This window comes from Streptomyces sp. NPDC057302 (genome assembly GCF_042667685.1).
In the GTDB taxonomy this organism is placed as follows: Bacteria; Actinomycetota; Actinomycetes; order Streptomycetales; family Streptomycetaceae; genus Streptomyces.
Genome location: NZ_JBHUZJ010000029.1, coordinates 38,447 through 64,562, shown reverse-complemented (window position 1 = coordinate 64,562; position 26,116 = coordinate 38,447). Strand labels below are relative to the sequence as shown.

Below are 26,116 nucleotides of genomic sequence, written 5' to 3'. Positions count from 1 at the left end.
ATGGCCACCCCCGCCCGCGGCCCCGCCCACCGCATCGCCGTCATCGGCGGCGGCCCCGGTGGGCTCTACGCCGCCGCCCTCCTCAAGCGGCTCGACCCGGAGCGCGAGATCACCGTCTGGGAGCGCAACGCACCGGACGACACGTTCGGCTTTGGCGTCGTCCTCTCGGATGAGACGCTCGGCGGCATCGAGCACGCCGACCCCGTCGTCTACGCGGCGCTCCAGGCGGAGTTCGTGCGCTGGGACGACATCGACATCGTGCACCGGGGCAGCCGCCACACCTCGGGCGGGCACGGCTTCGCGGCCCTCGGGCGGCGCAGACTGCTCGGCATCCTGCACGAACGGTGCCGCGAACTCGGCGTCGACCTGCGCTTTCGCGCTGAGGCGCCGCCCGCCGACGCGCTCTCCACCGCGTACGACCTGGTCATCGCGGCGGACGGCGTGCACAGCCTCACGCGCGAGGCGCAGGCCGAAGCCTTCGGGCCGAGCGTCGAGGCGCACCGCTGCCGCTACATCTGGCTCGCGGCCGACTTCGCCTTCGACGCCTTCCGCTTCGAGATCGCCGAGACCGAGCACGGCGTGATGCAGTTGCACGGCTATCCCTTCTCGACCCAGGGGACGGGCGAATCCACCGTCATCGTCGAGATGCGCGAAGAGGTGTGGGAGGCGGCCGGATTCGCGGAGCTCGACGAGCGCGATTCGACCGACCTCTGCGCCAAGGTCTTCGCCGACGCGCTCGGCGGCCGGACCCTGCGCGGCAACAAGTCCTCCTGGATCAACTTCCGCACGGTCGTCAACAAGCGCTGGTCGCACGGCAATACGGTGCTTCTGGGAGACGCCGCGCACACCGCGCACTTCTCCATCGGCTCCGGCACCAAGCTCGCCGTCGAGGACGCCCTCGCGCTCGCCGCCTGCCTCGAGGAGCGGCCCGGCATCCCCGAGGCCCTCGCCGCGTACGAGACGGAACGCCGGCCCGTGGTCGAGTCCACGCAGCGCGCGGCCCGCGCGAGCCTGGAGTGGTTCGAGCGGCTCCCGGACTATCTCGGCCAGCCGTCACGCCAGTTCGCGTTCAACCTGCTCACCCGCAGCCGCCGCGTCACCCACGACAACCTGCGGCTGCGCGACGCCCACTTCACCGAGTCCGTCGAGCGCGACTTCGGCTGCCCAGAGGGCGCACCGCCGATGTTCACGCCCTTCAGGCTGCGCGGCCTGACCCTGCGCAACCGCGTCGTCGTCTCCCCGATGGACATGTACTCCGCGGTGGACGGCGTCCCCGGCGACTTCCACCTCGTCCACTTGGGCGCGCGGGCGCTCGGCGGCGCGGGCCTGGTCATGACCGAGATGGTGTGCGTCAGCGAGCGGGGCCGGATCACGCCGGGCTGCGCCGGGCTCTACACCGCAGGGCAGGCCGACGCCTGGCGCCGGATCACCGACTTCGCGCACGCGCAGGCGCCGGGCACCGCGATGGGCGTCCAGCTCGGCCACTCGGGCCGCAAGGGCTCGACGAAGCTGATGTGGGAGGGCATCGACGAACCCCTGGAGGAGGGGAACTGGCCGCTCGTGGCCCCCTCGCCCCTCCCGTACAAGGCGAACAGCCAGCGCCCGCACGAGCTGGACCGGGCCGGGCTCACCGAGATCCGCGAGCAGTTCGCCGCGGCGGCCCTGCGGGCCGAGGCCGCCGGATTCGACCTCCTCGAACTGCACTGCGCGCACGGCTATCTGCTGTCCGGTTTCCTCTCGCCGCTGACCAACCACCGGACGGACGAGTACGGCGGTCCGCTGGAGAACCGGCTGCGCTTCCCCCTCGAAGTCTTCGACGCGATCAGGGAGTTGTGGCCGGAGGGCAAGCCCATGACCGTCCGCATCTCGGCCACCGACTGGGCCGACGGCGGCACCACCGCGGACGACGCCGTCGAGATCGCCCGTGCCTTCGCCGCGCACGGAGCCGACGCGATCGACGTATCGACCGGCCAGGTCGTCTCCGACGAACGCCCCGCGTACGGCCGCTCCTATCAGACCCCGTTCGCCGACCGCATCCGCAACCAGACCGGCATTCCCGTCCTCACGGTCGGCGCCATCTCTTCCTGGGACGACGTCAACTCCCTCGTCCTTGCGGGCCGTACGGACCTGTGCGCACTCGCGCGCCCCCATCTGTACGACCCGCACTGGACGCTGCACGCGGCGGCCGAGCAGGGATACGCGGGACCGGGCGTCGGCTGGCCCCGGCAGTACGGGGCGGGCAGCCGCCGCCCGCAGACGGGACGCACGGACGCCCCCAAGCCCCGCCTCAAGCTCGGAAGTTGACGCCTCAGATGCCGTCCGGCGTCACGAACCGCGCCCCCGCGTCCCGCAGCCGCCTGTCCAGCGCCGCGAACACCTCGGCGGACCGGTCCCCGGGCCACCCCGGCGGGAGCAGTTCCCCCGGCAGCCCCGGATCCGCGTACGGCAGCCGCCGCCAGGAGTCCAGAGCCAGGAGGTAGTCCCGGTACGCCTCGTCGGGCGGGGTGTCGCCGCGGCCCTGCCAGGACCTGAGCACCGGCTCGTGCCGGTCGAGGAACGCCTCGTGCTCCTTGGCGATCGAGGTCAGGTCCCACCAGCGGGCCACCGCGTCCGCCGTCGCGGCGAAGCCCAGGTGCTCGCCCCGGAACAGGTCGACGTACGAGGAGAGCTGGAGGCGCTCCAGGGTGTGCCGGGTCTCTTCGTAGAGGTGCGCCGGGGCGATCCACACCCCGGGCGCGGCCGTGCCGAAGCCGAGCCCGGCCAGGCGGGAGCGCAGGACGTGCCGCTTCTGGCGCTCCGACTCCGGTACGGAGAAGACGGCGAGCACCCAGCCGCCGCCCTGCCGCGCGGCCGGGGGAGCCGCGTAGATGCGCCGGTCGCCGTCCTCCAGGAGCTGGCGCGCGTCCGGCGACAGGGCGTACCCCGCCGCGCCCGCCGCAGTCCGCGCGGGGACCAGGAGCCCGCGCCGCTTGAGGCGCGACACGGACGAGCGCACGGACGGGGCGTCCACGCCGACCGGGGCGAGGAGCCTGACGAGATCGGCGACGGGCACCGGGCCGGGGGCCGCGCGCCCGTAGGCGCCGTAGAAGGTGACGATCAGGGACCGTGGAGTGTGCTGCTCGGACACGTGATCACTCTACGGGCCCGGACTCCCGCAGCCGGAACCGTTGCAGCTTGCCTGTCGCGGTGCGCGGCAGCGCGTCGAGGTAGACGATCTCGCGCGGGCACTTGTACGGCACCAGCTCGCCCTTCACGAAGGCGCGCAGCCGGTCGGGGTCCCGTTCCGTGCCCGCGCGCGGAACGACGTACGCGACGACGCTCTGCCCGCGCAGCTCGTCCGGGCGCCCCACGACGGCCGTCTCCAGGACGTCGGGGTGGCGCAGGAGCGCCTCCTCGACCTCCGGGCCCGCGATGTTGTACCCGGCGGAGATGATCATGTCGTCCGCGCGCGCCACGTAGGTGAAGTAGCCGTCGGCGTCGCGGACATAGGTGTCGCCGGTGACGTTCCAGCCGTGGCGTACGTACTGGAGCTGCCGCTCGTCGCCGAGATACCGGCAGCCGACGGGCCCGCGCACGGCGAGCAGACCGGGCTCGCCGTCCGGCAGCGGAGCCCCCGAGTCGTCGACCACGCGCGCGTGCCAGCCCGGGACGGGGCGGCCCGTGGTGCCGGGGCGGATCGCCTCGTCGGCGGCCGAGATGAAGATGTGGAGCAGCTCGGTCGCGCCGATGCCGTTGATGATGCGGATCCCGGTGCGCTCGTGCCAGGCCTGCCAGGTCGCGGCGGGCAGATTCTCCCCGGCGGAGACGCACCGGCGCAGCGTGGAGACGTCGCAGGCGTCCGGCTTGCGCAGCTCGTCGAGCATCGTGCGGTAGGCGGTCGGCGCCGTGAAGAGCACGCTCACGCCGTGCTCGGCGATCGCGGGCAACAGCTGCTTGGGGCCCGCCTGTTCGAGCAGCAGCGAGGAGGCGCCGACCCGCAGCGGGAAGATGACGAGGCCGCCGAGCCCGAAGGTGAAGCCGAGCGGAGGGCTGCCCGCGAACACGTCGTCGGGCCCCGGCTTCAGGACGTGCCGCGCGAAGGTGTCGGCGATGGCGAGCACGTCACGGTGGAAGTGCATGCAGCCCTTGGGGCGCCCGGTCGTGCCGGAGGTGAAGGCGATGAGGGCGACGTCGTCGGCGGCGGTGTCGACGGCCTCGTAGACATCCGGCTGCCGGGCGGCGCGGGCCAGCAGGTCATAGTCCGCGTCGCTGCCGAAGGGGGTGACAGCGAGCCCGGGGACGCCCGCCTTGATCAGGTCGTCCACCACCCGGGCGTCGCACAGCGCGTGCCCGACCTCCGCGATCTCGCACATCGTGGCCAGCTCGTGCGGGCGCTGCTGGGCCAGGACGGTGACCGCGACCGCGCCCGCCTTCATCACCGCGAGCCAGCAGGCCGCGAGCCAGGGGGTGGTGGGGCCGCGCAGCAGGACGCGCTGACCGGGCCGTACGTCCAGTTCGCCGGTCAGGACGTGCGCGATCCGGTCGACGTGCCGTCGCAGCTCGCCGTACGTCCACACCTCGCCGGAGCCCGAACGGAACACGGGCCGCTCGGTGCCGAGCCGCTCCACGGTCCGGTCCAGGAGTTCGGCGCCGCAGTTCAGACGGTCGGGGTAGTGGAGTTCGGGCCGGTCGAGGACGAACGCGGGCCACTGCTCCGGCGGCGGGAGATGATCCCGGGCGAAGGTGTCGACGTGAGCTGACGGGTGGAGTCGCAGTGCACTCTTGGCGTCCACAGCGGGTCGCCCCCTTGCCGTTCGGGCTTGTGGTGAGCTCGCGCAACGAGCGTATCGTGATGGTGACGACAGTCAACGGTGCGCGATAGAGGAGGGGCCCGGCATGACGGCATTCTCGCTCAATCCGGAACAATCCGCCTGGTGTGCGGAGCTACGGACCCTCGCCGACGAGCGGCTGCGCCCGCTGGCGGAGAAGGGCGAGCCGGGCCGGGTGAACCGGCCGCTGGTGGAGGCGCTCGGGCAACTGGGGCTCCTGGACCGCCTGTTCGCGGGGGAGGGCCAGGGCGAACCCGGCAAACTCTCCGCCTCACACGCTCCGCACGCCTCACACGCCCCGCGCGGCACGTCGGGCGCCCTGGGCCTCTGCCTCCTGCGCGAGTCCCTCGCCTACGCGTGCACGGAGGCCGAGACCGCGCTCGCCCTGCAAGGGCTCGGGGCGCACCCCGTCGCCGCGTACGGCTCCGTGCGCCAGCGCGAGCAGTGGCTGGCCCCCGCCCGCGCGGGCAACGCCGTCGCGGCCTTCGCGCTCTCCGAACCCGGGGCGGGCTCGGACGCCGCGGCCCTCGCCCTGAGCGCCGCACCGGACGGCCCCTCGTCCTGGCGGCTCACCGGCGAGAAGTGCTGGATCTCGAACGCCCCCGAGGCCGACTTCTACACCGTCTTCGCCCGTACGACCCCCGGCGCGGGAGCCCGCGGGGTGACCGCGTTCCTCGTCCCCGCCGACCGCGCGGGCCTCACCGGCACCCCCCTGGACATGCTCTCCCCGCACCCGATCGGCGCCCTCGCCTTCGACGGCGTGACGGTCACCGGCGACGACGTACTCGGTGAACCCGACCGCGGCTTCCGTGTCGCCATGACCACCCTCAACCGCTTCCGCCCCAGCGTCGGCGCCTTCGCGGTCGGCATGGCGGGCGCGGCACTGGACGCCACCCTCGCGCACACTGCTCAACGGGACGCGTTCGGCGGCAAGTTGAAGGACCTCCAGGCGGTGGCCCACCAGGTGGCGGAGATGGCGACGCGGACCGAGGCGGCCCGCCTCATGGTGCACGCGGCAGCGGCGGCGTACGACCGCGGGGAACCGGACATCGCCCAACGCGCCGCCATGGCCAAGCTGCTGGCCACCGAGACGGCGCAGTACGTCGTGGACGCCGCCGTCCAGCTGCACGGAGCGCGCGCCCTCCAGCGGGGGCACCTCCTTGAGCACCTCTACCGGGAGGTGCGGGCGCCCCGCATCTACGAAGGGGCGAGCGAGGTCCAACGGACCATCATCGCCAAGGAGTTGTACGCGGCGCGGTCCGCCGCCCCTGACACCCGTGAACCCCGTGAGGAGCCCTCCGTATGAGCATCGAACGCCTCAACCCCGTCGAACTCTCCCCGCCCACCGGCTTCTCGCACGCCGTGGCCGCGACCGGCAGCCGTCTCGTCTTCCTCGCGGGCCAGACCGCGCTCGACGCCGAAGGCAAGGTCACCGGCGAAACCCTGCCCGAGCAGTTCGAGCAGGCGCTGACCAATCTCCTCACCGCCCTGCGCCACGCGGGCGGCGCCCCCGCCGACCTCGCCCGCGTCACCGTCTACGCCACGGACGTCGCCGACTACCGGACCCAGGCCGCACAACTCGGGCGCATCTGGCGGAAGTTGGCGGGCCGCGACTACCCCGCCATGGCGGTGATCGGCGCGGTCCGCCTCTGGGACGAGCAGTGCCTCGTGGAGCTGGACGGGGTGGCGGTGCTCGACTGATCCGCATAGCGTCGGGCCGACGATCTACGACGGAACGGGGCGGGCGGCCATGGCACGGAGCGAGCAGATCAAGCAGCTCAAGCAGATCGAGCTCAGCGTGGGACCGATCGAGTACGAGGACACGGGCGGGACGGGCACGCCGCTCGTCCTCCTGCACGGGCTCGTCCAGGACGGCAGCGTATGGCGCCATGTCGTCGAGGAGTTGGGCGACGAGTTCCGCTGCCTGGTGCCGACTCTCCCGTACGGCAGCCATCGCGTGCCGCTGAAGCCGGGCGCCGAGCTGACGCCGCCGTCCATGGCCCGGCTGATCGGCGAGTTCGCCGACGCGCTGGAACTCGGCGACGACGCCGTCTTCGTCGAGAACGACGCCGGACGGCTCCAGCAGCTGGCGGCCGAGCGCCCCGACCGCGTCGGCCGGATGGTCATCGCGGGCTGCGAGGCCTTCGACAACTACCCGCCGCGCGCGGGCGGCAAGATGATGGACGCCGCCGCACGGATCCCCGGCGGCATCGCGCTCCTGGTCCGCATCCTCTCCGTACGCGCCCTGCGCCGCGTCCCGGGCACGGGCTTCGCGGTCATGGCCCACCGCCCGGTCCCGCACGACCTGATCGACCGGTGGCTGGGGCCGCTGCTCACCGACCCGGCGGCCCGCCGGATCCTGGTCCGCTATCTGCGCTCGGCCCGCAAGGCGGAGATGCGGGAGGCGGCGGAGGGGCTGCGTACGTACGACAGGCCGGCCCTGGTCGTCTGGGGCAAGCAGGACAAGATGATGCCCCCGGAACACGCCCGCAGATTCGCCGAGTTGCTCCCCAAGAGCCGCCTGGTGGAACTGGACGACTGCCGCACCCTGATCCCGCTGGACCGCCCCGACGCGCTGGCCGGGGCGATCCGCGAGTTCGTGAAGACCACGTAGGCGCGGTCTCGGGGCTAGATGTCCCGGAACGTCTCGATCTGCGCGCCCACGGAGTTGAGCCGCTCGGCCAGTTCCTCGTAGCCACGGTTGATCACGTACACATTGCGCAGGACGGACGTGCCCTCGGCGGCCATCATCGCGAGCAGCACGACCACGGCGGGCCGCAGCGCGGGCGGACACATCATCTCGGCGGCGCGCCAGCGGGTCGGGCCCTCCACCAGTACCCGGTGCGGGTCCAGGAGTTGGAGGCGTCCGCCGAGGCGGTTCAGGTCGGTCAGATAGATCGCGCGGTTGTCGTAGACCCAGTCGTGGATCAGGGTCTTGCCCTGCGCCGCCGCCGCGATGGCCGCGAAGAAGGGGACGTTGTCGATGTTGAGGCCGGGGAACGGCATCGGGTGGATCTTGTCGATCGGCGCCTCCAGCTTGGAGGGCCGGACGGTGAGGTCGATCAGGCGCGTACGGCCGTTGTCGGCGAAGTACTCCGCCGTGCGGTCGTGGTCGAGCCCCATCTCCTCCAGGACCGCGAGCTCGATCTCCAGGAACTCGATCGGGACGCGGTTGACCGTCAGTTCGGACTCCGTGACGACCGCCGCGGCGAGCAGGCTCATCGCCTCGACCGGGTCCTCGGAGGGGGAGTAGTCGACGTCGACGTCGATGGTCGGGACGCCGTGCACGGTGAGGGTCGTCGTGCCGATGCCCTCGACCTTCACGCCGAGCGCCTCCAGGAAGAAGCACAGGTCCTGGACCATGTAGTTCGACGAGGCGTTGCGGATGACGGTCGTGCAGTCGCTGCGGGCCGCGGCGAGCAGCGCGTTCTCCGTCACCGTGTCGCCGCGCTCGGTCAGCACGATCGGGCGGTCCGGGACGACGTCACGCGCGACCTCCGCGTGGTAGAGCCCTTCGGTCGCGGCGATGTCGAGCCCGAAGCGGCGCAGCGCGATCATGTGGGGCTCGATCGTGCGGGTGCCGAGGTCGCAACCGCCCGCGTACGGCAGCTTGAAGCGGTCCATGTGGTGCAGCAGCGGGCCGAGGAACATGATGATCGAGCGGGTCCGGATGGCGGCCTCCGCGTCGATCGCCTCCATGTCGAACTTGGCGGGCGGCACGATCTCCAGGTCGACCCCGTCGTTGATCCAACGGGTGCGGACGCCGATCGAGCCGAGCACTTCGAGGAGGCGGTAGACCTCCTCGATGCGCGCCACGCGGCGCAGCACCGTGCGCCCCTTGTTGAGCAGGGAGGCACAGAGCAGCGCCACGCAGGCGTTCTTGCTCGTCTTGACGTCGATGGAGCCCGAGAGCCGGCGGTTGCCGACCACGCGCAGGTGCATCGGCCCGGCATACCCGAGGGAGACGATCTCGCTGTCCAGCGCCTCGCCGATACGGGCGATCATCTCAAGGCTGATGTTCTGGTTGCCGCGCTCGATGCGGTTCACGGCGCTCTGACTTGTGCTGAGCGCCTCGGCAAGCTGCGACTGCGTCCAGCCCCGGTGCTGACGGGCGTCGCGGATGAGCTTGCCGATACGTACGAGGTAATCGTCTGCCATGTTCCGCAGGTTATCTCAGATATGAGATGACGCACGCGCTGGGGTAGGCCATCCGGGAAACGACCGATTCAGTGCGGAAGTTCCCGTACGTCGCTTCCGTACGCCAGATGCCCGTACGGGGTCAGCCGCATCCGCACGAGGCATGCCGCCCACCGTGCACCGCGGCCTGCGCCGCGGGCCGTGGTCCCGCCGCCGCGCGCGTCACCCGGGCGGCGGCAGCGCGCCCGGCCGACGAGTCGGCGTCGTGCACCACTGTGCCTCCGGTCAACGTCAGACGCACCTCGGAGGAACTGATATCGGCCACCGGACACCGCGTCACATCGCGGTCCAGCAGCACCAGATCGGCCGACTTTCCCGTTTCGACGGTCCCGGTCAGATGGTCCATACGGAGTTGGCGCGCCGTGCCCAGGGTGTGCATGAGCAGGGCGGACGAGCGGCTCAGGCCCTCCTGCTCGCGGTACAGATCGCCCTCGCCCTCGTTCCCGAACCGGTCGACGGCGGTCCGCACCTGGTTCCACACCTGGAGCGGATCGACGGGCCAGTCCGAGCCACCGGAGAGCCGCGCCCCGTGCCGCTCCAGGCTGCGCGCCGGGTACTGCCAGCGGTGGCGCCCGGCTCCGATGTAGGGCAGCAGGGCGTCCATGGTCCAGGTGTTGCGGGTGGCCCACTGGAGCTGCATGCAGGGGGTGACGCCGAGCTGGGCGAAGCGCGGCAGGTCGGCGGGGTCGACGAGTTGGAGATGGGCGGTGGTATTGCGCAGACCGCGCGCTCCGGTCGTGCGCAGGGCGTACGCGTACCCGTCTAGGGAGGTACGGACCGCGCGGTCGCCGATGGCGTGCGCGTGCATCTGCCAGCCGTCCTTGTTGAAGGCGGCGGTGAGCCGGCCGTAGTCCGCCGCGGACACGTACAGCTCGCCGCGGTGGCCGGTGGGCTTGCCCTCCCCGTCCAGATAGGGCTTGAGCAGCGCGGCCGTCTGGGCGGGGTACTCGATGACCCCGTCGAGGAAGACCTTCACCGTGCCGAACCGGAGTCCCCGTACGCCGCCGAACGTGTCGCGCAGGCCGCGTGCGTAGGCGAGGGCGGCGGCCGGGTCCTTGGTCATGCCGGATTCGATGCGCAGGGCGGGCACGATGCGCTGCGGCAGCTTCCCGCTCTCGGAGAGCGCCTTGTAGAGGGCCAACTCGCTCTTGCCGACGACGGCTTCCATGAAGGTGGTGATGCCGGAGGCGGCGGCTTCGGCCAGGGTCTTCTCGGCCGCGGCGACGAGCTGGGCCTGGTCGGGCTCCGGTATGTGCCGGGTGACGAGCGGCTGGGCGTCGTCCTTGAGCACGCCGGTGGGCTTGCCGTCCGAGCCCTTGACGATCTTTCCGCCGACCGGGTCCGGCGTCGAGGCGGTGACGCCCGCGACGTCCAGGGCGCGCTGGTTGACCCAGATGTTGTGCCCGTCGCCGCCGCGCAGGACGACGGGGCGCCGGGTCGGCAGCGCGTCCAGCATGGAGTGGTGCGGGGCGGTCCCGTGCGGAAGGAGACCCACGGGGTTCCAGTCCTCCACGACGAGCCACCCGTCGGGCTCCTGGTCGGCGGAGTCCTTCAGGAAGTCCGTCAGGGTCTTCTGGAGATCGGCGACGGTCTGCTCGGCGCCGGCGAGGGACGGCTTGAGCGAGCGGCTCGCGGCGTCCATCGGATGGGCGTGACCGTCGTGGATGCCGCTCATGAGGGTCCCGCCGCGCGCGTCGACGACCTCGGTGTCCCGCCCGATGAACCGCTTCAGCGAGGCGTCGCTCCCGACGGCCAGGATCTTCCCGTCCCGCCCGACGGCGACGGCCCGCGCATGGTCGTGCCGCCGAGTGCCGGTGAAGACGCGGGCGTTGTGCACGACGAGGGCGGCGGATCGCCGGGGTGCGGCGACGGCGGGCGCGGCGCCTACGGCGGCGAGCAGCCCGGTGGCGCCCGCGGTGGCGATGAGGTTTCGGCGGGAGAGGGAGGAGAGGGAGGAGAGGGAAGGGCGGAGCGGAGACGGCATAGGGCACTCCGGGGTGATCGAGTGGGTGGGCGGGAAAGATCCGCCGCGAAGCGGGCGGTACGAAGACTCGCCGCGTAACCCGTTAACCAGAACCCACCGCCCGCCACGGAATCCGTACGATGTGCCCCGTGCCAAGGCCCACCCTCGCCGACATAGCCCGCGCAGCGGAGGTATCGACCGCGACGGTCTCGCACGCCCTGAACGGCACGGGCCGCGTGGGCGAATCGACTCGCCGCAGGGTGCGGGAAACCGCCACCGCCCTGGGGTACGGCGCCGCCGCCGGAACAAGAACCATCGGCGTCGCCGTCACCACGTACCCGAGAGCATGGCGCTACACCGAGGTCGCCTACTTCTCCCGCGCCATCGCGGCGGCGACCACCGCGGCCCACGCCCGCGGCTACGCCCTCACCGCCTTCCCCGCCGACCGCGTCGCGCAGGACACCTGGCACGGCCTGGCCGTCGACGGCATGCTGATCATGGACAGCCCGCGCGGGGACCCGATGGTCCAGGCGCTGCGCGCCCGCGGCATCCCGCTCGTCTTCGACGGCGCCCCGGGCGACGCGCGCCCCGGCGACCGCTGGGTCGACAACGACCACGTGGCCACCACCCACGAGGTGCTCGACCACCTCGCCGCGTCCGGCGCGCGCCGGATCGCGCTCCAGTCGGGCAGCGGCGGCGAGCACTACGCGCGCATGGTGACGGCGGCGTACGTCACCTGGTGCGCCGACCACGCGATGTCCCCGCTGGTGATCCCCTTCGATGAGGACGACGATGAAGGTCACGCCTTCGACGAGGTGCTCGGACGGATCGACGCCGTCCACGCCGTCTACGACCCCGGCGGCCGCCAGCTCCTCGCCGCGGCGGCCCGGCACGGCCTGCGCGTCCCGGACGATCTGCTGCTCGTGTGCGCGAGCGAGGATCCGGGCTACGCACAGACCGAACCGCCGGTCACCACGGTGACCCTCGACCCGGAACGCACGGCGCGCACGGCCGTGTCCCTCCTCGTCGACCTGATCGAAGGAGAGCAGCCAGTGACGGGGCAAGCGGGAAATCGACAGGCCGAAGTGCCCGGTCCGGTGCTGGTGCCCGCCGGTCTGAGGCCCCGCGCCTCGTCGCGACGCCGGGGGATGTACTAGAGTTATCTCGACATCGAGATATCTGCCGAGGCGCACCAGAAGCCGCCACTCGGTAAGGGTTACCTAACTAAGCCTTACCTTAGCGGATCGACGAGGAGTCGTGGCGGCAGGATGTGACGGAAACGCGCACATATATGAAGGAGACTGTCGTGTCGGCGAACAGCTTCGACGCCCGCAGCACGCTGCGCGTGGGCGACGAGTCGTACGAGATCTTCAAGCTGGACAAGGTCGAGGGCTCCGCGCGCCTCCCTTACAGCTTGAAGGTGCTGCTGGAGAACCTGCTCCGCACCGAGGACGGCGCGAACATCACCGCCGACCACATCCGTGCGATCGGCGGCTGGGACTCCCAGGCCCAGCCCTCGCAGGAGATCCAGTTCACGCCGGCCCGCGTGATCATGCAGGACTTCACCGGCGTGCCCTGCGTCGTGGACCTCGCCACGATGCGTGAGGCCGTCAAGGAGCTCGGTGGCGACGCGGACAAGGTCAACCCGCTCTCCCCGGCCGAGCTGGTCATCGACCACTCCGTGATCGCCGACAAGTTCGGCACCAAGGACGCCTTCGGTCAGAACGTCGAGCTGGAGTACGGCCGCAACAAGGAGCGCTACCAGTTCCTGCGCTGGGGCCAGACCGCCTTCGACGACTTCAAGGTCGTCCCCCCGGGCACCGGCATCGTCCACCAGGTCAACATCGAGCACCTGGCGCGCACGGTCATGGTCCGTAACGGCCAGGCCTACCCCGACACGCTGGTCGGCACCGACTCGCACACCACGATGGTCAACGGCCTGGGCGTGCTCGGCTGGGGCGTCGGCGGCATCGAGGCCGAGGCCGCGATGCTGGGCCAGCCGGTCTCCATGCTCATCCCGCGCGTCGTCGGCTTCAAGCTGACCGGTGAGCTGCCCGCGGGCACCACCGCCACGGACCTCGTGCTGACCATCACCGAGATGCTGCGCAAGCACGGCGTCGTCGGCAAGTTCGTCGAGTTCTACGGAGAGGGCGTCGCCGCCACCTCCCTCGCCAACCGCGCCACCATCGGCAACATGTCGCCGGAGTTCGGCTCCACCGCCGCGATCTTCCCGATCGACGACGAGACGCTGAAGTACCTCCGCCTGACCGGCCGTGACGCCCAGCAGGTCGCGCTCGTCGAGGCGTACGCCAAGGAGCAGGGCCTCTGGCTCGACCCGGCCGCCGAGCCCGACTTCTCCGAGAAGCTGGAGCTCGACCTCTCCACGGTCGTCCCCTCCATCGCCGGCCCGAAGCGTCCCCAGGACCGCATCGTCCTCGCCAACGCCTCGCAGCAGTTCGCCCAGGACGTGCGCAACTACGTCTCGGACGACTCCGAGGCGGGCAAGGAGTCCTTCCCGGCCTCCGACGCCCCGGCCGTCTCCAACGGCACCCCGTCGAAGCCGACCACGGTCACCGCCCCCGACGGCTCGACGTACGAGATCGACCACGGCGCCGTCACCGTCGCCGCGATCACCTCCTGCACCAACACGTCGAACCCGTACGTGATGGTCGCCGCCGCGCTCGTCGCGAAGAAGGCCGTCGAGAAGGGCCTGACCCGCAAGCCGTGGGTCAAGACCACCCTCGCCCCGGGCTCCAAGGTCGTCACCGACTACTTCGACAAGGCGGGGCTCACCCCCTACCTGGACAAGGTCGGCTTCAACCTCGTCGGCTACGGCTGCACCACCTGCATCGGCAACTCGGGCCCGCTGCCCGAGGAGGTCTCCAAGGCGGTCAACGACGCCGACCTGGCCGTGACGTCCGTCCTCTCCGGCAACCGGAACTTCGAGGGCCGCATCAACCCCGACGTCAAGATGAACTACCTGGCGTCCCCGCCGCTGGTCGTCGCGTACGCCATCGCGGGTTCGATGAAGGTGGACATCACCAAGGACGCGCTGGGCGCCGACCAGGACGGCAACCCGGTCTACCTGACGGACATCTGGCCCACCGAGGCCGAGGTGAACGACGTCGTCGCCAACTCCATCGGCGAGGACATGTTCAACAAGTCCTACCAGGACGTCTTCGCGGGCGACGCCCAGTGGCAGGCGCTCTCCATCCCGACCGGCAACACCTTCGAGTGGGACCCGCAGTCGACCTACGTCCGTAAGCCCCCTTACTTCGAGGGCATGACGATGGAGACGACCCCGGTCGCCGACATCACGGGCGCCCGCGTCCTGGCCAAGCTGGGCGATTCGGTCACCACCGACCACATCTCCCCGGCCGGTGCGATCAAGGCCGACACCCCGGCCGGCAAGTACCTCACGGAGCACGGCGTCGAGCGTCGCGACTTCAACTCCTACGGCTCGCGCCGTGGTAACCACGAGGTCATGATCCGCGGCACGTTCGCCAACATCCGCCTGCGCAACCAGATCGCGCCGGGCACCGAGGGCGGCTTCACCCGCGACTTCACGAAGGCCGACGCTGCCGCTGACGCCCCCGTCTCCTTCATCTACGACGCCTCGCAGAACTACCAGGCGGCCGGCACCCCCCTCGCGATCCTCGCGGGCAAGGAGTACGGCTCCGGTTCGTCCCGCGACTGGGCCGCCAAGGGCACCGCGCTGCTCGGCGTGAAGGCCGTCATCGCCGAGTCGTACGAGCGCATCCACCGCTCGAACCTCATCGGCATGGGCGTCCTGCCGCTCCAGTTCCCGGAGGGCCAGAGCGCCGAGACCCTGGGCCTGACCGGCGAAGAGGCCTTCTCCTTCACCGGCGTGACCGAGCTGAACAACGGCACGACCCCCCGCACGGTCAAGGTCACCACCGACACCGGCGTGGAGTTCGACGCGGTCGTCCGCATCGACACCCCCGGTGAGGCGGACTACTACCGCAACGGCGGCATCATGCAGTACGTACTGCGTTCGCTGATCCGCAAGTAGGCATTGCCGTAGGGCAGTTGGGCCCGCATCCCCCATACCGGGGGGTGCGGGCCCTACGCTTTGTGTACCAGGGAGCGCGCGGCGGCGACGGGGGATTCTGTGGACGCTGGAGCAGTGGGCATCAAAGTCGCCTCCTCGGTCGTGGTGCCGTTGCTGAAACGGCTGCTGCTTCCGCCGCCCAAGGCGCCCGGAGCCGAGTACGGCGAACGGCCCGTCCGGATCAAGGGGCTGCTGTCCTTCGCGGGGGACCACCCCACGCTCAGCAAGGACGACATGCACCGGCTCGCCCGCGAGCTGGTGCGCCGGGCGGTACGGTCCGCGGGGCCGCACGAGCGGCCGATCGCGGACGACGAGCACGACGCCGTCGGGCAGGCCCTGACCCGCACCCTCTTCGCCCTCGGCGAGCTCGACATGGACGACGTGCAGGTCTTCGTGCTCGGGCCCGAGGAGCTGGCCAGGGAGCTGTCCCGGCAGGCCGGGCCGAGCACCCGCAGGCTGCTCACCCGCGACGCGGCCCTCTTCCACGACGTACTCCTGCAGACGGCGTGCGTGCACCTCGTGCGGTTCTTCACCCAGCGGCCCGGCTTCGCCGCCCGCGCCCAACTGGAGGACTCCCGGGAACTGCGGCGCCAGCGCGAGCAGTTGGAGGTCATCCTGCGCCGCGTCTCGGGCGACGACTGGACGGCGGCGGACGCCCGCTTCGAGGAGAAGTACGCGCACTACGTCGTCGAGCGGTACGGCAGCCTCACCCTCTATGGAGTGGATCTGCGCGACCCCAGCGGCAAGGAGTGGCCCCTGGAGAGCGCCTATCTGAGCCAGCGGGCCGTCGCGACGGCCGCCGTGGACGACGAACCGGACGTGGCGGGCGAGGGCAGGGCGCCGGAGATCGAGGAGAGCGTCGAGACCGTCCTCGTCGGACACGGACGCGTTCTGCTCAACGGGCATGCGGGTACGGGCAAGACCACGCTCGTCCAATGGCTTGCCCTGACCACCGCGCGGCAGGAGTCGGTGCCGGGTCATCTGCCCCAGCTCCTGGGCCGCGTCCCCTTCGTGCTGCCGCTGCGCACCCTGGTCCGCGAGGGCACCGAACTGCCGCTGCCCGACGACTTCCTGCGCCGGACGGGCTGCCCGCACGCGGGCACCGAACCCGACGGCTGGGCGGCGCGCGTGCTGCAGAACGGCCGTGGTGTCCTGCTCGTCGACGGCCTCGACGAGATTCCCAAGGTCGACCGCATGCGCACCCGCGACTGGCTGCGCAGGCTGCTCGCCGCCTTCTCCGGCAACCTGTGGCTGGCCACCACCCGCCCCTCCGCGCTCGCCCCCGGCTGGCTGGAGCGCGAGGGCTTCTACGAGTTCACCCTCAACGCCCTGCGCCCCGACGACCTCCGGCGCTTCATCCAGCGGTGGCACACGGCCGCGAAACGCGAGGGTCAGGATGGCCGGCTGATCGAATCACTGCGTGCACGCCCGGAGTTGAGCAGGCTCGCCACCAACCCGCTGATGTGCACCCTGATCTGCGCCCTGCACGCGGAGCGCGGCGGCTATCTGCCCCAGGGGCGCGCCGCCCTCTACAAGGCGGCCCTGACCATGCTGCTCGAACGGCGCGACGTGGAGCGCGGACTGCGCGGCCTCAAGCTCGACGAGGAGGCCGCCGCCGAACCCCTCAAGCGCCTGGCGTACTGGCTGATCCGCAACGAACGCACCCAGATCGAACACGCGGACGCCGTGGAGTTGCTTCGCAGGCTTCAGCCCCAGGTGCCGAGCCTCCAGAGGATGGGCGAACCCGAAGACGCCCTGCAGTACCTCATCGAACGCACCGGAGTGCTGCGCGAACCCGCCCCGGGATCGGTGGACTTCATCCACCGCACCTTTCTGGATTATCTCGGGGCCAAGGCGGTGCTCGAAGAGCGGGACTTCGGCATTCTGGTGAAGAACGCACACGCCGAGCAGTGGGAGGACGTGGTGCAGATGGCCGTCGCGCAGAGCGATCACAACGGACGCGCCGATCTGCTCATGCGGCTCAACGAACGCGGCAACCGCGAGAAGGACGCGACGATCCAGGCCAGACTGCGGCTGCTCGCCCTCGCCTCGCTGGAGCAGGCCACCCGCCTGGACCCCGGCGTGCGGCAGACCATCGAGACCGAGGCGGCGCGCATGGTCCCGCCGCGCAGCCTGCGCCAGGCCAGGGTCCTGGCGCGCACGGGCCCGCTGCTGCTCGGCCTGCTGCCCGGGGCCCAGGACCTGGAGGGCGACGAGGAGCTCGCGACCGTCCACGCGATCTGCCAGATCGGCGGCGACGCAGCCATCCCGCGCCTCACGGAGTTCCTGGACACCCGCCAGCCGGTGGTCCGGGCCCAACTCCTGGGCCACTGGGACCGGTTCGAGACCAATGTGTACGCCGACGAGATCATCCGCCCGCTCCTCACCGCGGACCCCTCGCAGCCCGTCACCGTGCGCTCGGGCGCGGAACTCGACGCCCTCGCCACCCTGCCCGGATGCGAACGCGTCGGCATCCACGGCGACTTCGCCCCCGAGGCCGTACGGGCGGCGCTTGACCCCCGGCGCCTGCGCGAGCTGCGGCTGCGCGGCGTGCTCCGGCTGGACGACCTCGATCTGCTCGCGGACTTCCCCGCGCTGGAGAGCCTCACCCTGCAAGGCTGCCGCAACGTCAGGGAGCCCGCGCCGCTCACCCTGCTGCCCCAGCTGCACACCCTCGTACTCGAAGACCTCCCGCAGTTCGAACCACTGGCGAAGCTGGCGGAGTGTCCGCGTCTGAGCGCCCTGCACCTGGGGCTCCAAGTGCCCTGGCGTGGGCTCGCCGACCTGTCCCGCCTCGGAGGCCTGCGCGTCCTCACGCTGCCGCTGGGCACGGTCGACCTGGCGGAGATCGGCCACTTCCAGGCACTGGAGGAACTGCGCCTGCACGAAGCGGGGGAGCGGCTGCTGCCGGACGGGTGGGGCGCCCTGCTCGCCCGACTGCCCGAACTGCGCACCCTGACCCTCTCCCCGGAGCAGCTGAGCACACTGCTCTTCGACCCCAAGGCGCAGGTCTCGCAGGTCACCCACCTCTATGTGTACGCCAAGCCGGGCGCGCCCGTGTCGCTGCGGCGCATCGCCCGCAGGCTGCCGGGCCTTGTCGAGATCCATCTGACCCAGGGCACCGACATCGATCTCTCGCATCTGGCCGGACTGTCCGGGCTGCGGCGGGTCAGACTCGCGTACCCGGGGGAGGTTCGTGCGGCGGCGAACCTCCCTGACCGGGTCGATCTGGAGATTTACCCGCAACCCTGAAGCGAACGGGGGTAAGTTCCACTGTTCCGAGGGGAGTAGGAGCAGTAGTCAGCGGCTGGTGACCGGGGGAGCGCTGCGCCTCGCCCCGGTGGCGGCCGGCGAGCTCCCAGGGGGAAGCGGGAAATCGAGGGATGGGCAAGCCGCAAACACCACTGCTGTACGGTCGCGGTCCTCTGGTGGGCTCACTCATTCCGTCCCTCACAGGGCTGGCGTACGAGGAACGGGCGCGCAGGAAACGGGAGTTCGGGGACGACGTGCCCGTCGTCCTGCTCACCGGACAGCACGGCCTCGGCCGCAGCGCCGTCCTGGACGGGCTCGCGCGCCACTACCACAAGAGGCTCCCGCTGGCCCATGTGCGGGTCGTCGTGCCGGGGGAGTCCGCCGCCGTGCCCGTCGTCCCCGCGGAGCCGGGAAGTGTGCACGCCGCGCGGGCCGCCGACTTCGTGCAGGTCCTGGAGCGGATCGTGTGCGCGCTGGCACCCGGGCTCGGTCTGTTCCCCGTCCTGGTGCCCGGCCTGTTCGCGGTGTCCGGCTGGTCCGTCGACGACGCGGACGGCCGGGACGCCGTGTGCGCCCGGCACGCCCGGCTCCTCATCGCCTGCGGTCTCCTCGCCGGGGGCGAGCGGGATGTGGCACGGCAGTGGTCGGAGCGGGTCGAGGCCTCCGTCGCCGAGGCGGCGGGCGCGACCGCCGCCGGTATCGAGGTCCAGGACGACGACGGCTCGCAGCCGGTCACCGCGGCGATTCTGCGCGAGCTCCAGTCCCTGCGCGTGCTCGCCGCGGCCCGCACCTGGTACGGCCGGCGGCACACCACTCCGGACGGCGCCACCGGGAAACCGGACGCCCTGCTGGAGCTCGGCCGGCGCTTCCACCGGGGCGGCGACTACCGCAACGCCGTCGAGAACACCCTCATGGCCGCCTTCCTGGAGGAGGTGGCAGGCGCCTACGGCCTGGTGCGGCACCTGAACCGCGAGCCCTGGCCGCTGATCCTCCTCGACGAGGCGCACGCCCCCGCCGGGCAGCGCTTCCTTGACCTGCTCCTCGAACACCGCGCCACCGTGCGGCGGCCGTACCGCGACCGGATCACCGTCGTCGCCACCCGCCTGGGGGACGTACCCCACGAGGAGGCGCCGCAGGCCGTGCGCCGCGAACTGACCGACCTGCTGCCGACCGTGGGCGGCGCGCGGCGCAAGCAGGCCGCCGCCATCTGGCAGCGCACCGGACACGACCCCTCCGCCGGACTGCTCGTCGTGCCGCTCACGCCCCTGGGCAGGGACGACGTCCTGTCGATGCTCGACCGGGCCTCCGCGCGACTGCTCCACCCGCACCTGGCGTCGGCGCTGCACTCCCTGACCGGCGGGCACCCGGCGGCAGGCACCCTCCTGTGCGACGCCGTGGTGCACGCGGCCCGGCAGAACCGCACGGTGGCCCCCAGGGACCTGCTCGACCTGCCCACCCCGCAGGGCCGCCCGGTCACCCAGGTGCTCCTGGAAGACCTGCTGCCGGACCGGCGTCAGCGCGACCGGCTCCTCGTGCTCTGCCTGGCACGGGACAACGCGACCGCGGAGGCCCTCGCCGAGGACCTGCGGCTCGACGGGCCCGAGCAACTGCCCGCCAACGCGGCGGCGCAGTACCTGGTGGAGCGGCAGTGGCAGCAGTCCGTGCCCGTCGAGGGCCCTTTGGTCGAGAGCAGGCTGCTCCAGGCGCTCCTGGTCCATGAGGCCCGCCGCACCTCGCCGCCCCCCGACGACCCGCACAGCTGGCACGAGATCCACCGCTTCCTGCACCGCTACCACGTGCAGCGCTCCGCCATGGGCGAGGCGGACGCGCTGCGGCACAACCTGGCCGCGGGGAACGCGGCAGGGGTGGTCGAGATGCTGGCGGACGAGTTCGGCGCGGAGGAGGCGGTGCAGAGCGTCGAGCACTGGCTGAAATGCCTGCGGCACTGCGCCACCGCCCCGACCCCGCCGCCACGCAACGCCCCGGATGCCGTCAACCCCCATGAGGACACCGGCGGTTGGATCGATCACCGGGTGGAGATCGCCCTGGGCGAGCACGCCGCCCGGTTCGCCCACCTCGACGAGGCGGGCCGCTCCATCAACCGGCTCCTGCACGCCCTGTGGTATCTCTCCGAGCCGTACGCCGACGCGGCGATCGACACGGACGCCGAGACCCTGTGCCAGGCCGTGGGCGACGAACTCGGATATCTCTCCCGACGCCACCACACCTGGTACGCGGCCCTCGGCCGAGCCGCCCGCGACTGGCCGGTGGCGGCCCGCAAACGGCAGGTCCTGCCCGTCCCCGCCAGTGAGGGGTCATGATGTTCAACCACCCGCCCAAGGAGTGGGGCCCCCTCGAATGGCTCGTGACCGCGGTGGTGGTCATCGCCCTCGTCGCGGGCCTCCTCACCTGGAACAGCTCGCGCCCCGGCCCGTGCGGCGACGGCCTCGAGGAGATCGCGGGGGAGTGCGTCGGCGTCACCGACCAGGCCTTCGACGCGGACGAGAAGACCAAGAGCCTCATCGAGGCCGTGGCGGACGAGAACGACCGGGTCCGGCAGGACTGGGAGAACCCGTCGGGCGACAAGGCCCCGGTCCCGTACGTACGGGTCGCCCTGATGATGCCCTTCACCTCGAACGCGTCCAGCGCGATGACCGGCGACATGATCCGCCGCGCGCTCGCCGGCGCCCTCGCCGCGCAACTGGAGGCGAACAGCGCGAGCGGGCCGCACTACCAACTGCTCTTCGCCCCCGACGGCAAGCACCTGGGCGAGTGGAAGCCCGTCGTCGACCGCCTCGCCGAGATGACACGGGACAAGGAGACCCCGCTGGTGGGTGTGACGGGCATCCCGAGCAGTACGACGGAGACCCGCAAGTCGGTCGCCGAGCTCACCAGGCGCGGCATCCCCACGGTCGGCCCGGTGATCACCGCCGCCTCCATGAACTTCCGGTACTTCTTCAAGACCTCGCCCAACAACGAACAGTTCGCCAAGGCCCTCTCCCGCTACCTCGACCGCTATCCGCAGAAGGAGAAGGGCCTGCTGCTCTGGGACAGCCGCGAGGGCGACGTGTACTCCCAGAACCTGCGCAAGGTCTTCGACCGGCACTTCGGCAAGACCTACGACCTCAAGAACCACAACTCCCACTACATAGGCTCGTCGGGCGAGGACCAGGGCATACCGCAGCGCTTCGCCGACGCCGTCGCGAGGATCTGCCGCGACCAGGCGGACACGGTCTTCTTCGCGGGGCGCGACCAGGATCTGCCCGCCTTCATCAACCGCCTGGCCAACGAGGGCGGTTGTGAGCGCAGCGGCAAGCTGCGGATCCTCAAGGTCGGCATCGGCCTGGAGCCGACGCTCACCTCCCCCGACATCGAACGCAGCCTGGACAGGGCCAGGGCCACGATCGTCGACGCCTCGGCCTACGACCCCGCCTGGGGGAAGGACCCCGGCGCGGCGCCCTCGGGCTTCTCCCCCTTCCACGCGCGCTTCAAGAAGATCGACAGCGAGCACGAACTGGGGACCAAGGCCCTGGCGGACGGGTACGCGGCCATGTACTACGACGGGTTCGCGCTCCTTGCGTCCGCCGTCGACCGTTCGTACAGCGAGATCACCGAAGGCGACAAGGAGACCTCCGATCCGGCGCGGATGCCCTCCGTCAAGGACGTGTACAGCACGCTCACCTTCTCGACCATCAGCGGCGGCACGTGCACCGGCTGCCTCGTCGGGGCGGGCGGCACGTACGGCTTCACCGGCCCCGGCGAGAACAACCAGTGGGCGGTCTGCAAGCCCGTCCCGATCATCGAGTTCCCCCCGGTGGCCCGCTCCGGCGGCAAGGAGAAGCTGCCGCTGTACCGGACGTACCGGGGGGACAAGGAGAAGAGCTGCCCGTCGTGAACTACGCGGGGAAGCCGCCGTACGGCACCGTGATGATCTCCATCGCGTGCGCCGACGGGTCCAGGAAGTAGACCCCCCGGCCGCCGTCGTTCGTGTTGAACTCGCCCGGCAACTTCTGGTGCGGGTCGGCCCAGTGCTCGACGCCGCGCGCCTTGATCTTCTCGTACGCGGCCTCGAACTCCGACTCGGAGACCAGGAACGCGTAGTGCTGCGGGGTGATCTTCTCCGCGGGGACAGCGGCGAAGTCCAATGTGACTCCGTTGCTCAGTTCCACCGCGATGAACGGGCCCCACTCCGAGGTGATCTCAAGGCCCAGCAGGTCCGCGAAGAACTCGGCGGACTCCCGGTTGTCCCGGGCATGGATGATCGTGTGGTTCAGTTCGACCGGCAAGGAATGCCTCCAGAAGGCATCTCCCGACACCTCCATGCCTCACCCAGCCGGTGACCGACACGCGATGTCGCCGTCGATCTTAGGCACGGCGACACCACGCTGTCACCCCTCTTCCCAGCCCACACTGCCGACACCCGTGCCGGCGATGCAGCGGGCACTCGACACGTCGGACGCACCCGGGTTGAGCGTCTTCCACTCCCCGGCGGTGTCGGGCCACTCCCCGCAGACCACCGTGACACGGAAGGCCGTCACGACCCCGGTGTTGTTGGTGCAGTGCGCGTGACCCCAGTAACCGTCGGTGTCCGTCGTGCAGTTGAGCACCTTGGCCGCCGCGGCCGGTACCCGCTCCGCCGCCGCCGCGCCCGGCGCGACGGCGAACACCGGCAGTGCGGCGGCAGCCACCGCTGCGAGCCTGAGGGCGAACCCGGTGAGGCGGTGAGACTTGTTCATGCGCTGGTCTCCTTCTGGATCCTGGATCGTGTTTCCTGCGTCGGCGTCGCGGTGCACCGCTCGTGCACCGCCGTCCGCACTCCAGTGATGTTTCCGGGCGCCGCTGTCGTGCCGGTCTCGCGACGGTCACTCGACACTCACCCCTCGTGCTGGAATGATGACTCTGGGTTACGGGGGTGAGGATCACGGAGTTCGAGTACAGGCTTCTCGGGCCGCTTGAAGTGCTGTCCGGCAGCAGGCCCGTGGCGATGCGGGCGGCCAAACAGCGGGCGCTTCTGGCGTCGCTGCTCGTGGACGCCAACAAGGCCGTCCCCACCGACACCCTCATCGGCAGACTGTGGGACGCACCACCGGACGGCGCCCGCAACGCCCTTCAGAACTACGTCCTGCGGCTGCGCCACGCCCTGAGCCGGCCGTCCGGCGGACCCATCCGCACCTGCCCCGACGGCTATCGCATCGACGTTCCCGAAGACGCCCTGGACCTGCACCGGTTCGATGCCCTGGTGGTGCGTGCGCGGGCCGCCGCGGCGGCGCGGGCGGCGGAGCGGGCCTCGGCGCTCCTGGGCGAGGCCCTCGCGCTGTGGCGCGGAGAGCCGTTCGCGGACGTACCGTCGGAGCGGCTGCGCCTGGAGGTCGCTCCCGCGCTGAACGAACGCCGCCTCGGCGCCCTGGAGTTGCGCACCGACGCCGATTTCCAGCTCGGACGGCACACGGACGTCCTGCCGCGGCTGCGCGAACTCACCGCCGCCCACCCGCTCCAGGAGCGCTTCTGGGCCCAGCGCATGCTGGCCCTCTACCGCTCGGGCCGACAGGGCGAATCCCTGGACTGCTACCGGACCGTCAGCGCCCTGCTGCTCGACGAGTTGGGCGTCGACCCGGGTCCTGAGCTGTGGCAGCTCCATCAGCGGGTGCTCACCGCCGACCCCTCCCTGATCGCACCGCCCGCACCGATCGCGGCGGCCTCACCCGCCGTGGCGGCCTCTTCGGCGCCGGGCGGCCCACGGGCCGAAGGGAACCTGCCCGCCGAGACGACGACGTTCATCGGCCGCGAGAGCATGCTCCGCAGCACGCACAAGCTCCTGGAGAGCGCCCGCCTCGTCACCCTCACCGGACCGGGCGGCGTCGGCAAGACGCGCCTGGCCCTGCGCGCCGCCGCCGAGGCCTCGTGGGCCCACCCGCACGGGACATGGCTCGCCGACCTCGCTCCGCTCACCGAACCGAAGCTCCTGGACCGCGCGGTCGCCGAGGCGCTCGGCATCCCCGACCAGTCGCTGCGCCCCGGCACGCAGGTGCTCGTCGAGCACCTGCGGGAGCGGCGGCTGCTGCTGGTGCTCGACAACTGCGAGCACGTCGCCGAGGCGGCCGGACACCTCGTGGGTACGCTCCTCGCCGCTGCCCCGGGCCTGCGCGTGCTGGCCACCAGCCGCCAAGGGCTGCGCGTCCCCGGGGAGTACCTCCTGCCCGTACCGCCGCTGGCCGTCCCCCAGGACCGGGGCGCACCCGCGGCCCTGACCCGGTGTGAGGCCGTGCGGCTGCTCGCCGACCGTGCCGAGGCCTGCGCCCCGAACTTCCGGATCACCGGGCGCAACGAAGAAGCGGTGGGCCGTCTCTGCCGGCGCCTCGACGGCATTCCGCTGGCGATCGAGCTGGCCGCGGTGCGTCTGGGCGCCCTCTCGGCCGAGGAGATCCTGGAGCGCCTCGACGACCGGTTCCGGCTCCTCTCCGATGCCGGGGCACCCACCGGGCCCCGGCACCAGCGCACCCTGCGCGGCGTCGTCGACTGGAGCCACGACCTGTGCGACGCACGCGAACGGAGCCTGTGGGCAGGGGTGTCGGTGTTCGCGGGCGGCTTCGACCTCGCGGCGGCCGAGGCGGTGTGCCCGGACGAGGGCACCACCCGCGAGGACATCGTGGACGTCCTTGCCGCGCTGGCGCACAAGTCGGTGCTCACCGTCGACACGACAGGGCCCCGGGCCCGCTACCGCATGCTGGAGACCCTGCGTCAGTACGGGCAGTGCAGGCTCCGGGAGCTCGGCGGGGACATCGCGCTGCGGCGGCGCCACTGCGCGTACTACGCGGACATGACCGGGCGGGCGGCGGCGCGGTGGTGCGGTCCCGACGAGGTCGCGTGGCTGTCCTGGCTGCGCCTGGAGTCAGCGAACCTGCGGGCGGCCCTGGACTTCTGCGTCACGGGGGAGGGCGACGCCACGGCCGGCCTCGCGATCGCCGCCAGCCTCACCCGTACCCGCTACTGGTTCTTCAGCAGCTCGCTCGGGGAAGGGCGGCACTGGCTGACCCGCGCGCTCGACCTCGCTCCCCAGGCGCCCGCACCGCTGCGCGTCGGCTGTCTGGCGCTCGCCGCCTGGATCGCGCTGTGCCAGGGGGACCAGTCGGCCGCCGAGCGTTTCCTGGCGGAGGGCGTGCGGCTCGGCGACGGCCTCGCGGACGGCGCGTCGTCGGCCGTACTCGCCTACATGGAGGGCGCCTTCGCCTTCCTCGTGCACGAGGACGCGGGGGCCATCGCGCTCCTGTCGGGTGCCAGGGAGCGCTTCCGGGCGGGTGGCCAGGTGGGCGACGCCCATATGGCCACCATGCTCTGGGCCATGGCCGCGGCCTTCCTCGGCGAACGGGAGCCCGCCCTCGCGGCCGGGCGGGAGTACATGACCGAGGCCGACGCCCATGGCGCGGGCTGGGCATGCTCCTGGGGGGTTTGGGGCATGGGGCTCGCGGAGCTCCGGCACGGCGACCCGCACCGGGCGGTGCGGCTGTTCCGCGACTCCCTGCGCGGGCAGCGGGCCATCGGCGACCGGTGGGGTCCCGTGTGGGGTCTGGAGGGCCTGGCGTGGGCCGTCGCCGCGACCGGCGACCACGCCAGGGCCGCCCGGCTGATAGGGGCGGCGTGCCGGCTCCTGCGGACGACGGGCGTCGTGCTGACGGGCCTGCGGCCGCTGCACGGCGCCCATGTCGAGGCCGAGCGCCGGGTGCGTCACGCCCTCGGCGAGCGGGCCTACGCGGCCGCGTTCGCGGAGGGGGAGGGGACGCGGGATCCCATGCGGTTCGCGCTGGGCGGGAGTGCGGCAGGGTGAAC

The 26,116-nt window shown here is 71.7% G+C and carries 16 protein-coding genes; 10 read left to right on the top strand and 6 right to left on the bottom strand.

All coding sequences use genetic code 11. The features are described 5' to 3' along the window. Entirely contained in the window at window positions 1-2,304 is a 2,304-nt protein-coding gene (locus tag ACFUPX_RS21215; protein ID WP_383324563.1) for a bifunctional salicylyl-CoA 5-hydroxylase/oxidoreductase, read from the top strand. Window positions 2,305-2,308: 4 nt separating this feature from the next. On the opposite strand, the gene ACFUPX_RS21210 is transcribed toward ACFUPX_RS21215, so the two are convergent. Together ACFUPX_RS21210 and ACFUPX_RS21205 are read right to left on the bottom strand one after the other, a co-directional pair. Further along, entirely contained in the window at window positions 2,309-3,127 is an 819-nt protein-coding gene (locus ACFUPX_RS21210) for a PaaX family transcriptional regulator C-terminal domain-containing protein (protein ID WP_383324560.1), read from the bottom strand. A gap of 4 nt (window positions 3,128-3,131) precedes the next feature. Then, window positions 3,132-4,772, bottom strand: a complete 1,641-nt coding sequence (locus ACFUPX_RS21205; protein ID WP_383324557.1) for an AMP-binding protein — start codon at window positions 4,770-4,772, stop codon at window positions 3,132-3,134. A 103-nt stretch (window positions 4,773-4,875) separates the two neighbouring features. Between ACFUPX_RS21205 and ACFUPX_RS21200 the strand changes: the two genes are divergently transcribed. The 3 genes from ACFUPX_RS21200 to ACFUPX_RS21190 are packed head-to-tail and all read left to right on the top strand — an operon-like array spanning window position 4,876 to window position 7,422. Beyond that, the gene (locus tag ACFUPX_RS21200; RefSeq protein ID WP_383324554.1) at window positions 4,876-6,114 is read left to right on the top strand and encodes an acyl-CoA dehydrogenase family protein; all 1,239 of its coding nucleotides are present in this window, start codon (window positions 4,876-4,878) and stop codon (window positions 6,112-6,114) included. Then, window positions 6,111-6,509 (top strand): RidA family protein, encoded by a 399-nt coding sequence (locus ACFUPX_RS21195; RefSeq protein WP_383324551.1) that lies wholly within the window; start codon window positions 6,111-6,113, stop codon window positions 6,507-6,509. Before ACFUPX_RS21200 ends, ACFUPX_RS21195 begins: the two co-directional genes overlap by 4 nt. Window positions 6,510-6,558: 49 nt before the next feature. Next, window positions 6,559-7,422, top strand: a complete 864-nt coding sequence (locus ACFUPX_RS21190) for an alpha/beta fold hydrolase (RefSeq protein WP_383324548.1) — start codon at window positions 6,559-6,561, stop codon at window positions 7,420-7,422. Between the two features lie 14 nt (window positions 7,423-7,436). Here ACFUPX_RS21190 and ACFUPX_RS21185 read toward each other — a convergent pair whose 3' ends face one another. Together ACFUPX_RS21185 and ACFUPX_RS21180 are read right to left on the bottom strand one after the other, a co-directional pair. After that, complete coding sequence (locus ACFUPX_RS21185; protein ID WP_383324545.1) at window positions 7,437-8,966, bottom strand: helix-turn-helix domain-containing protein; 1,530 nt, start codon at window positions 8,964-8,966, stop codon at window positions 7,437-7,439. A 121-nt stretch (window positions 8,967-9,087) separates the two neighbouring features. Next, entirely contained in the window at window positions 9,088-10,989 is a 1,902-nt protein-coding gene (locus tag ACFUPX_RS21180; protein ID WP_383324542.1) for an amidohydrolase, read from the bottom strand. 119 nt (window positions 10,990-11,108) lie between these two features. Between ACFUPX_RS21180 and ACFUPX_RS21175 the strand changes: the two genes are divergently transcribed. From ACFUPX_RS21175 to ACFUPX_RS21155, 5 genes are all read left to right on the top strand, one after another. Further along, complete coding sequence (locus ACFUPX_RS21175; RefSeq protein WP_383324539.1) at window positions 11,109-12,125, top strand: LacI family DNA-binding transcriptional regulator; 1,017 nt, start codon at window positions 11,109-11,111, stop codon at window positions 12,123-12,125. A gap of 134 nt (window positions 12,126-12,259) precedes the next feature. Further along, complete coding sequence (gene acnA / locus ACFUPX_RS21170) at window positions 12,260-15,001, top strand: aconitate hydratase AcnA (RefSeq protein WP_383324536.1); 2,742 nt, start codon at window positions 12,260-12,262, stop codon at window positions 14,999-15,001. 114 nt (window positions 15,002-15,115) lie between these two features. Continuing rightward, window positions 15,116-18,292 (top strand): NACHT domain-containing protein, encoded by a 3,177-nt coding sequence (locus ACFUPX_RS21165; protein WP_383324533.1) that lies wholly within the window; start codon window positions 15,116-15,118, stop codon window positions 18,290-18,292. Between the two features lie 176 nt (window positions 18,293-18,468). Then, complete coding sequence (locus tag ACFUPX_RS21160; RefSeq protein ID WP_383324530.1) at window positions 18,469-20,613, top strand: ATP-binding protein; 2,145 nt, start codon at window positions 18,469-18,471, stop codon at window positions 20,611-20,613. Continuing rightward, a complete protein-coding gene (locus ACFUPX_RS21155; protein WP_383324527.1) occupies window positions 20,610-22,187 on the top strand; it encodes an ABC transporter substrate-binding protein in 1,578 nt (525 codons plus the stop codon). The genes ACFUPX_RS21160 and ACFUPX_RS21155 overlap by 4 nt, the downstream gene beginning before the upstream one ends. Window position 22,188: 1 nt before the next feature. Here ACFUPX_RS21155 and ACFUPX_RS21150 read toward each other — a convergent pair whose 3' ends face one another. After that, a complete protein-coding gene (locus ACFUPX_RS21150) occupies window positions 22,189-22,578 on the bottom strand; it encodes a VOC family protein (protein WP_383324524.1) in 390 nt (129 codons plus the stop codon). A 102-nt stretch (window positions 22,579-22,680) separates the two neighbouring features. Further along, window positions 22,681-23,028 (bottom strand): hypothetical protein, encoded by a 348-nt coding sequence (locus ACFUPX_RS21145; RefSeq protein WP_383324521.1) that lies wholly within the window; start codon window positions 23,026-23,028, stop codon window positions 22,681-22,683. 176 nt (window positions 23,029-23,204) lie between these two features. Between ACFUPX_RS21145 and ACFUPX_RS21140 the strand changes: the two genes are divergently transcribed. Beyond that, window positions 23,205-26,114, top strand: a complete 2,910-nt coding sequence (locus ACFUPX_RS21140; protein ID WP_383324518.1) for a BTAD domain-containing putative transcriptional regulator — start codon at window positions 23,205-23,207, stop codon at window positions 26,112-26,114. Window positions 26,115-26,116 lie beyond the last annotated feature (2 nt).

What these genes read in the sequence shown, in the direction of transcription:
- ACFUPX_RS21180 (WP_383324542.1), bottom strand. Translation starts at nt 10,989, where the DNA reads ATGCCGTCTCCGCTCCGCCCTTCCCTCTCCTCCCTCTCCTCCCTCTCC.
- ACFUPX_RS21190 (WP_383324548.1), top strand. Translation starts at nt 6,559, where the DNA reads ATGGCACGGAGCGAGCAGATCAAGCAGCTCAAGCAGATCGAGCTCAGC.
- ACFUPX_RS21200 (WP_383324554.1), top strand. Translation starts at nt 4,876, where the DNA reads ATGACGGCATTCTCGCTCAATCCGGAACAATCCGCCTGGTGTGCGGAG.
- ACFUPX_RS21215 (WP_383324563.1), top strand. Translation starts at nt 1, where the DNA reads ATGGCCACCCCCGCCCGCGGCCCCGCCCACCGCATCGCCGTCATCGGC.
- acnA (WP_383324536.1), top strand. Translation starts at nt 12,260, where the DNA reads ATGAAGGAGACTGTCGTGTCGGCGAACAGCTTCGACGCCCGCAGCACG.
- ACFUPX_RS21155 (WP_383324527.1), top strand. Translation starts at nt 20,610, where the DNA reads ATGATGTTCAACCACCCGCCCAAGGAGTGGGGCCCCCTCGAATGGCTC.
- ACFUPX_RS21175 (WP_383324539.1), top strand. Translation starts at nt 11,109, where the DNA reads ATGTGCCCCGTGCCAAGGCCCACCCTCGCCGACATAGCCCGCGCAGCG.
- ACFUPX_RS21185 (WP_383324545.1), bottom strand. Translation starts at nt 8,966, where the DNA reads ATGGCAGACGATTACCTCGTACGTATCGGCAAGCTCATCCGCGACGCC.
- ACFUPX_RS21195 (WP_383324551.1), top strand. Translation starts at nt 6,111, where the DNA reads ATGAGCATCGAACGCCTCAACCCCGTCGAACTCTCCCCGCCCACCGGC.
- ACFUPX_RS21145 (WP_383324521.1), bottom strand. Translation starts at nt 23,028, where the DNA reads ATGAACAAGTCTCACCGCCTCACCGGGTTCGCCCTCAGGCTCGCAGCG.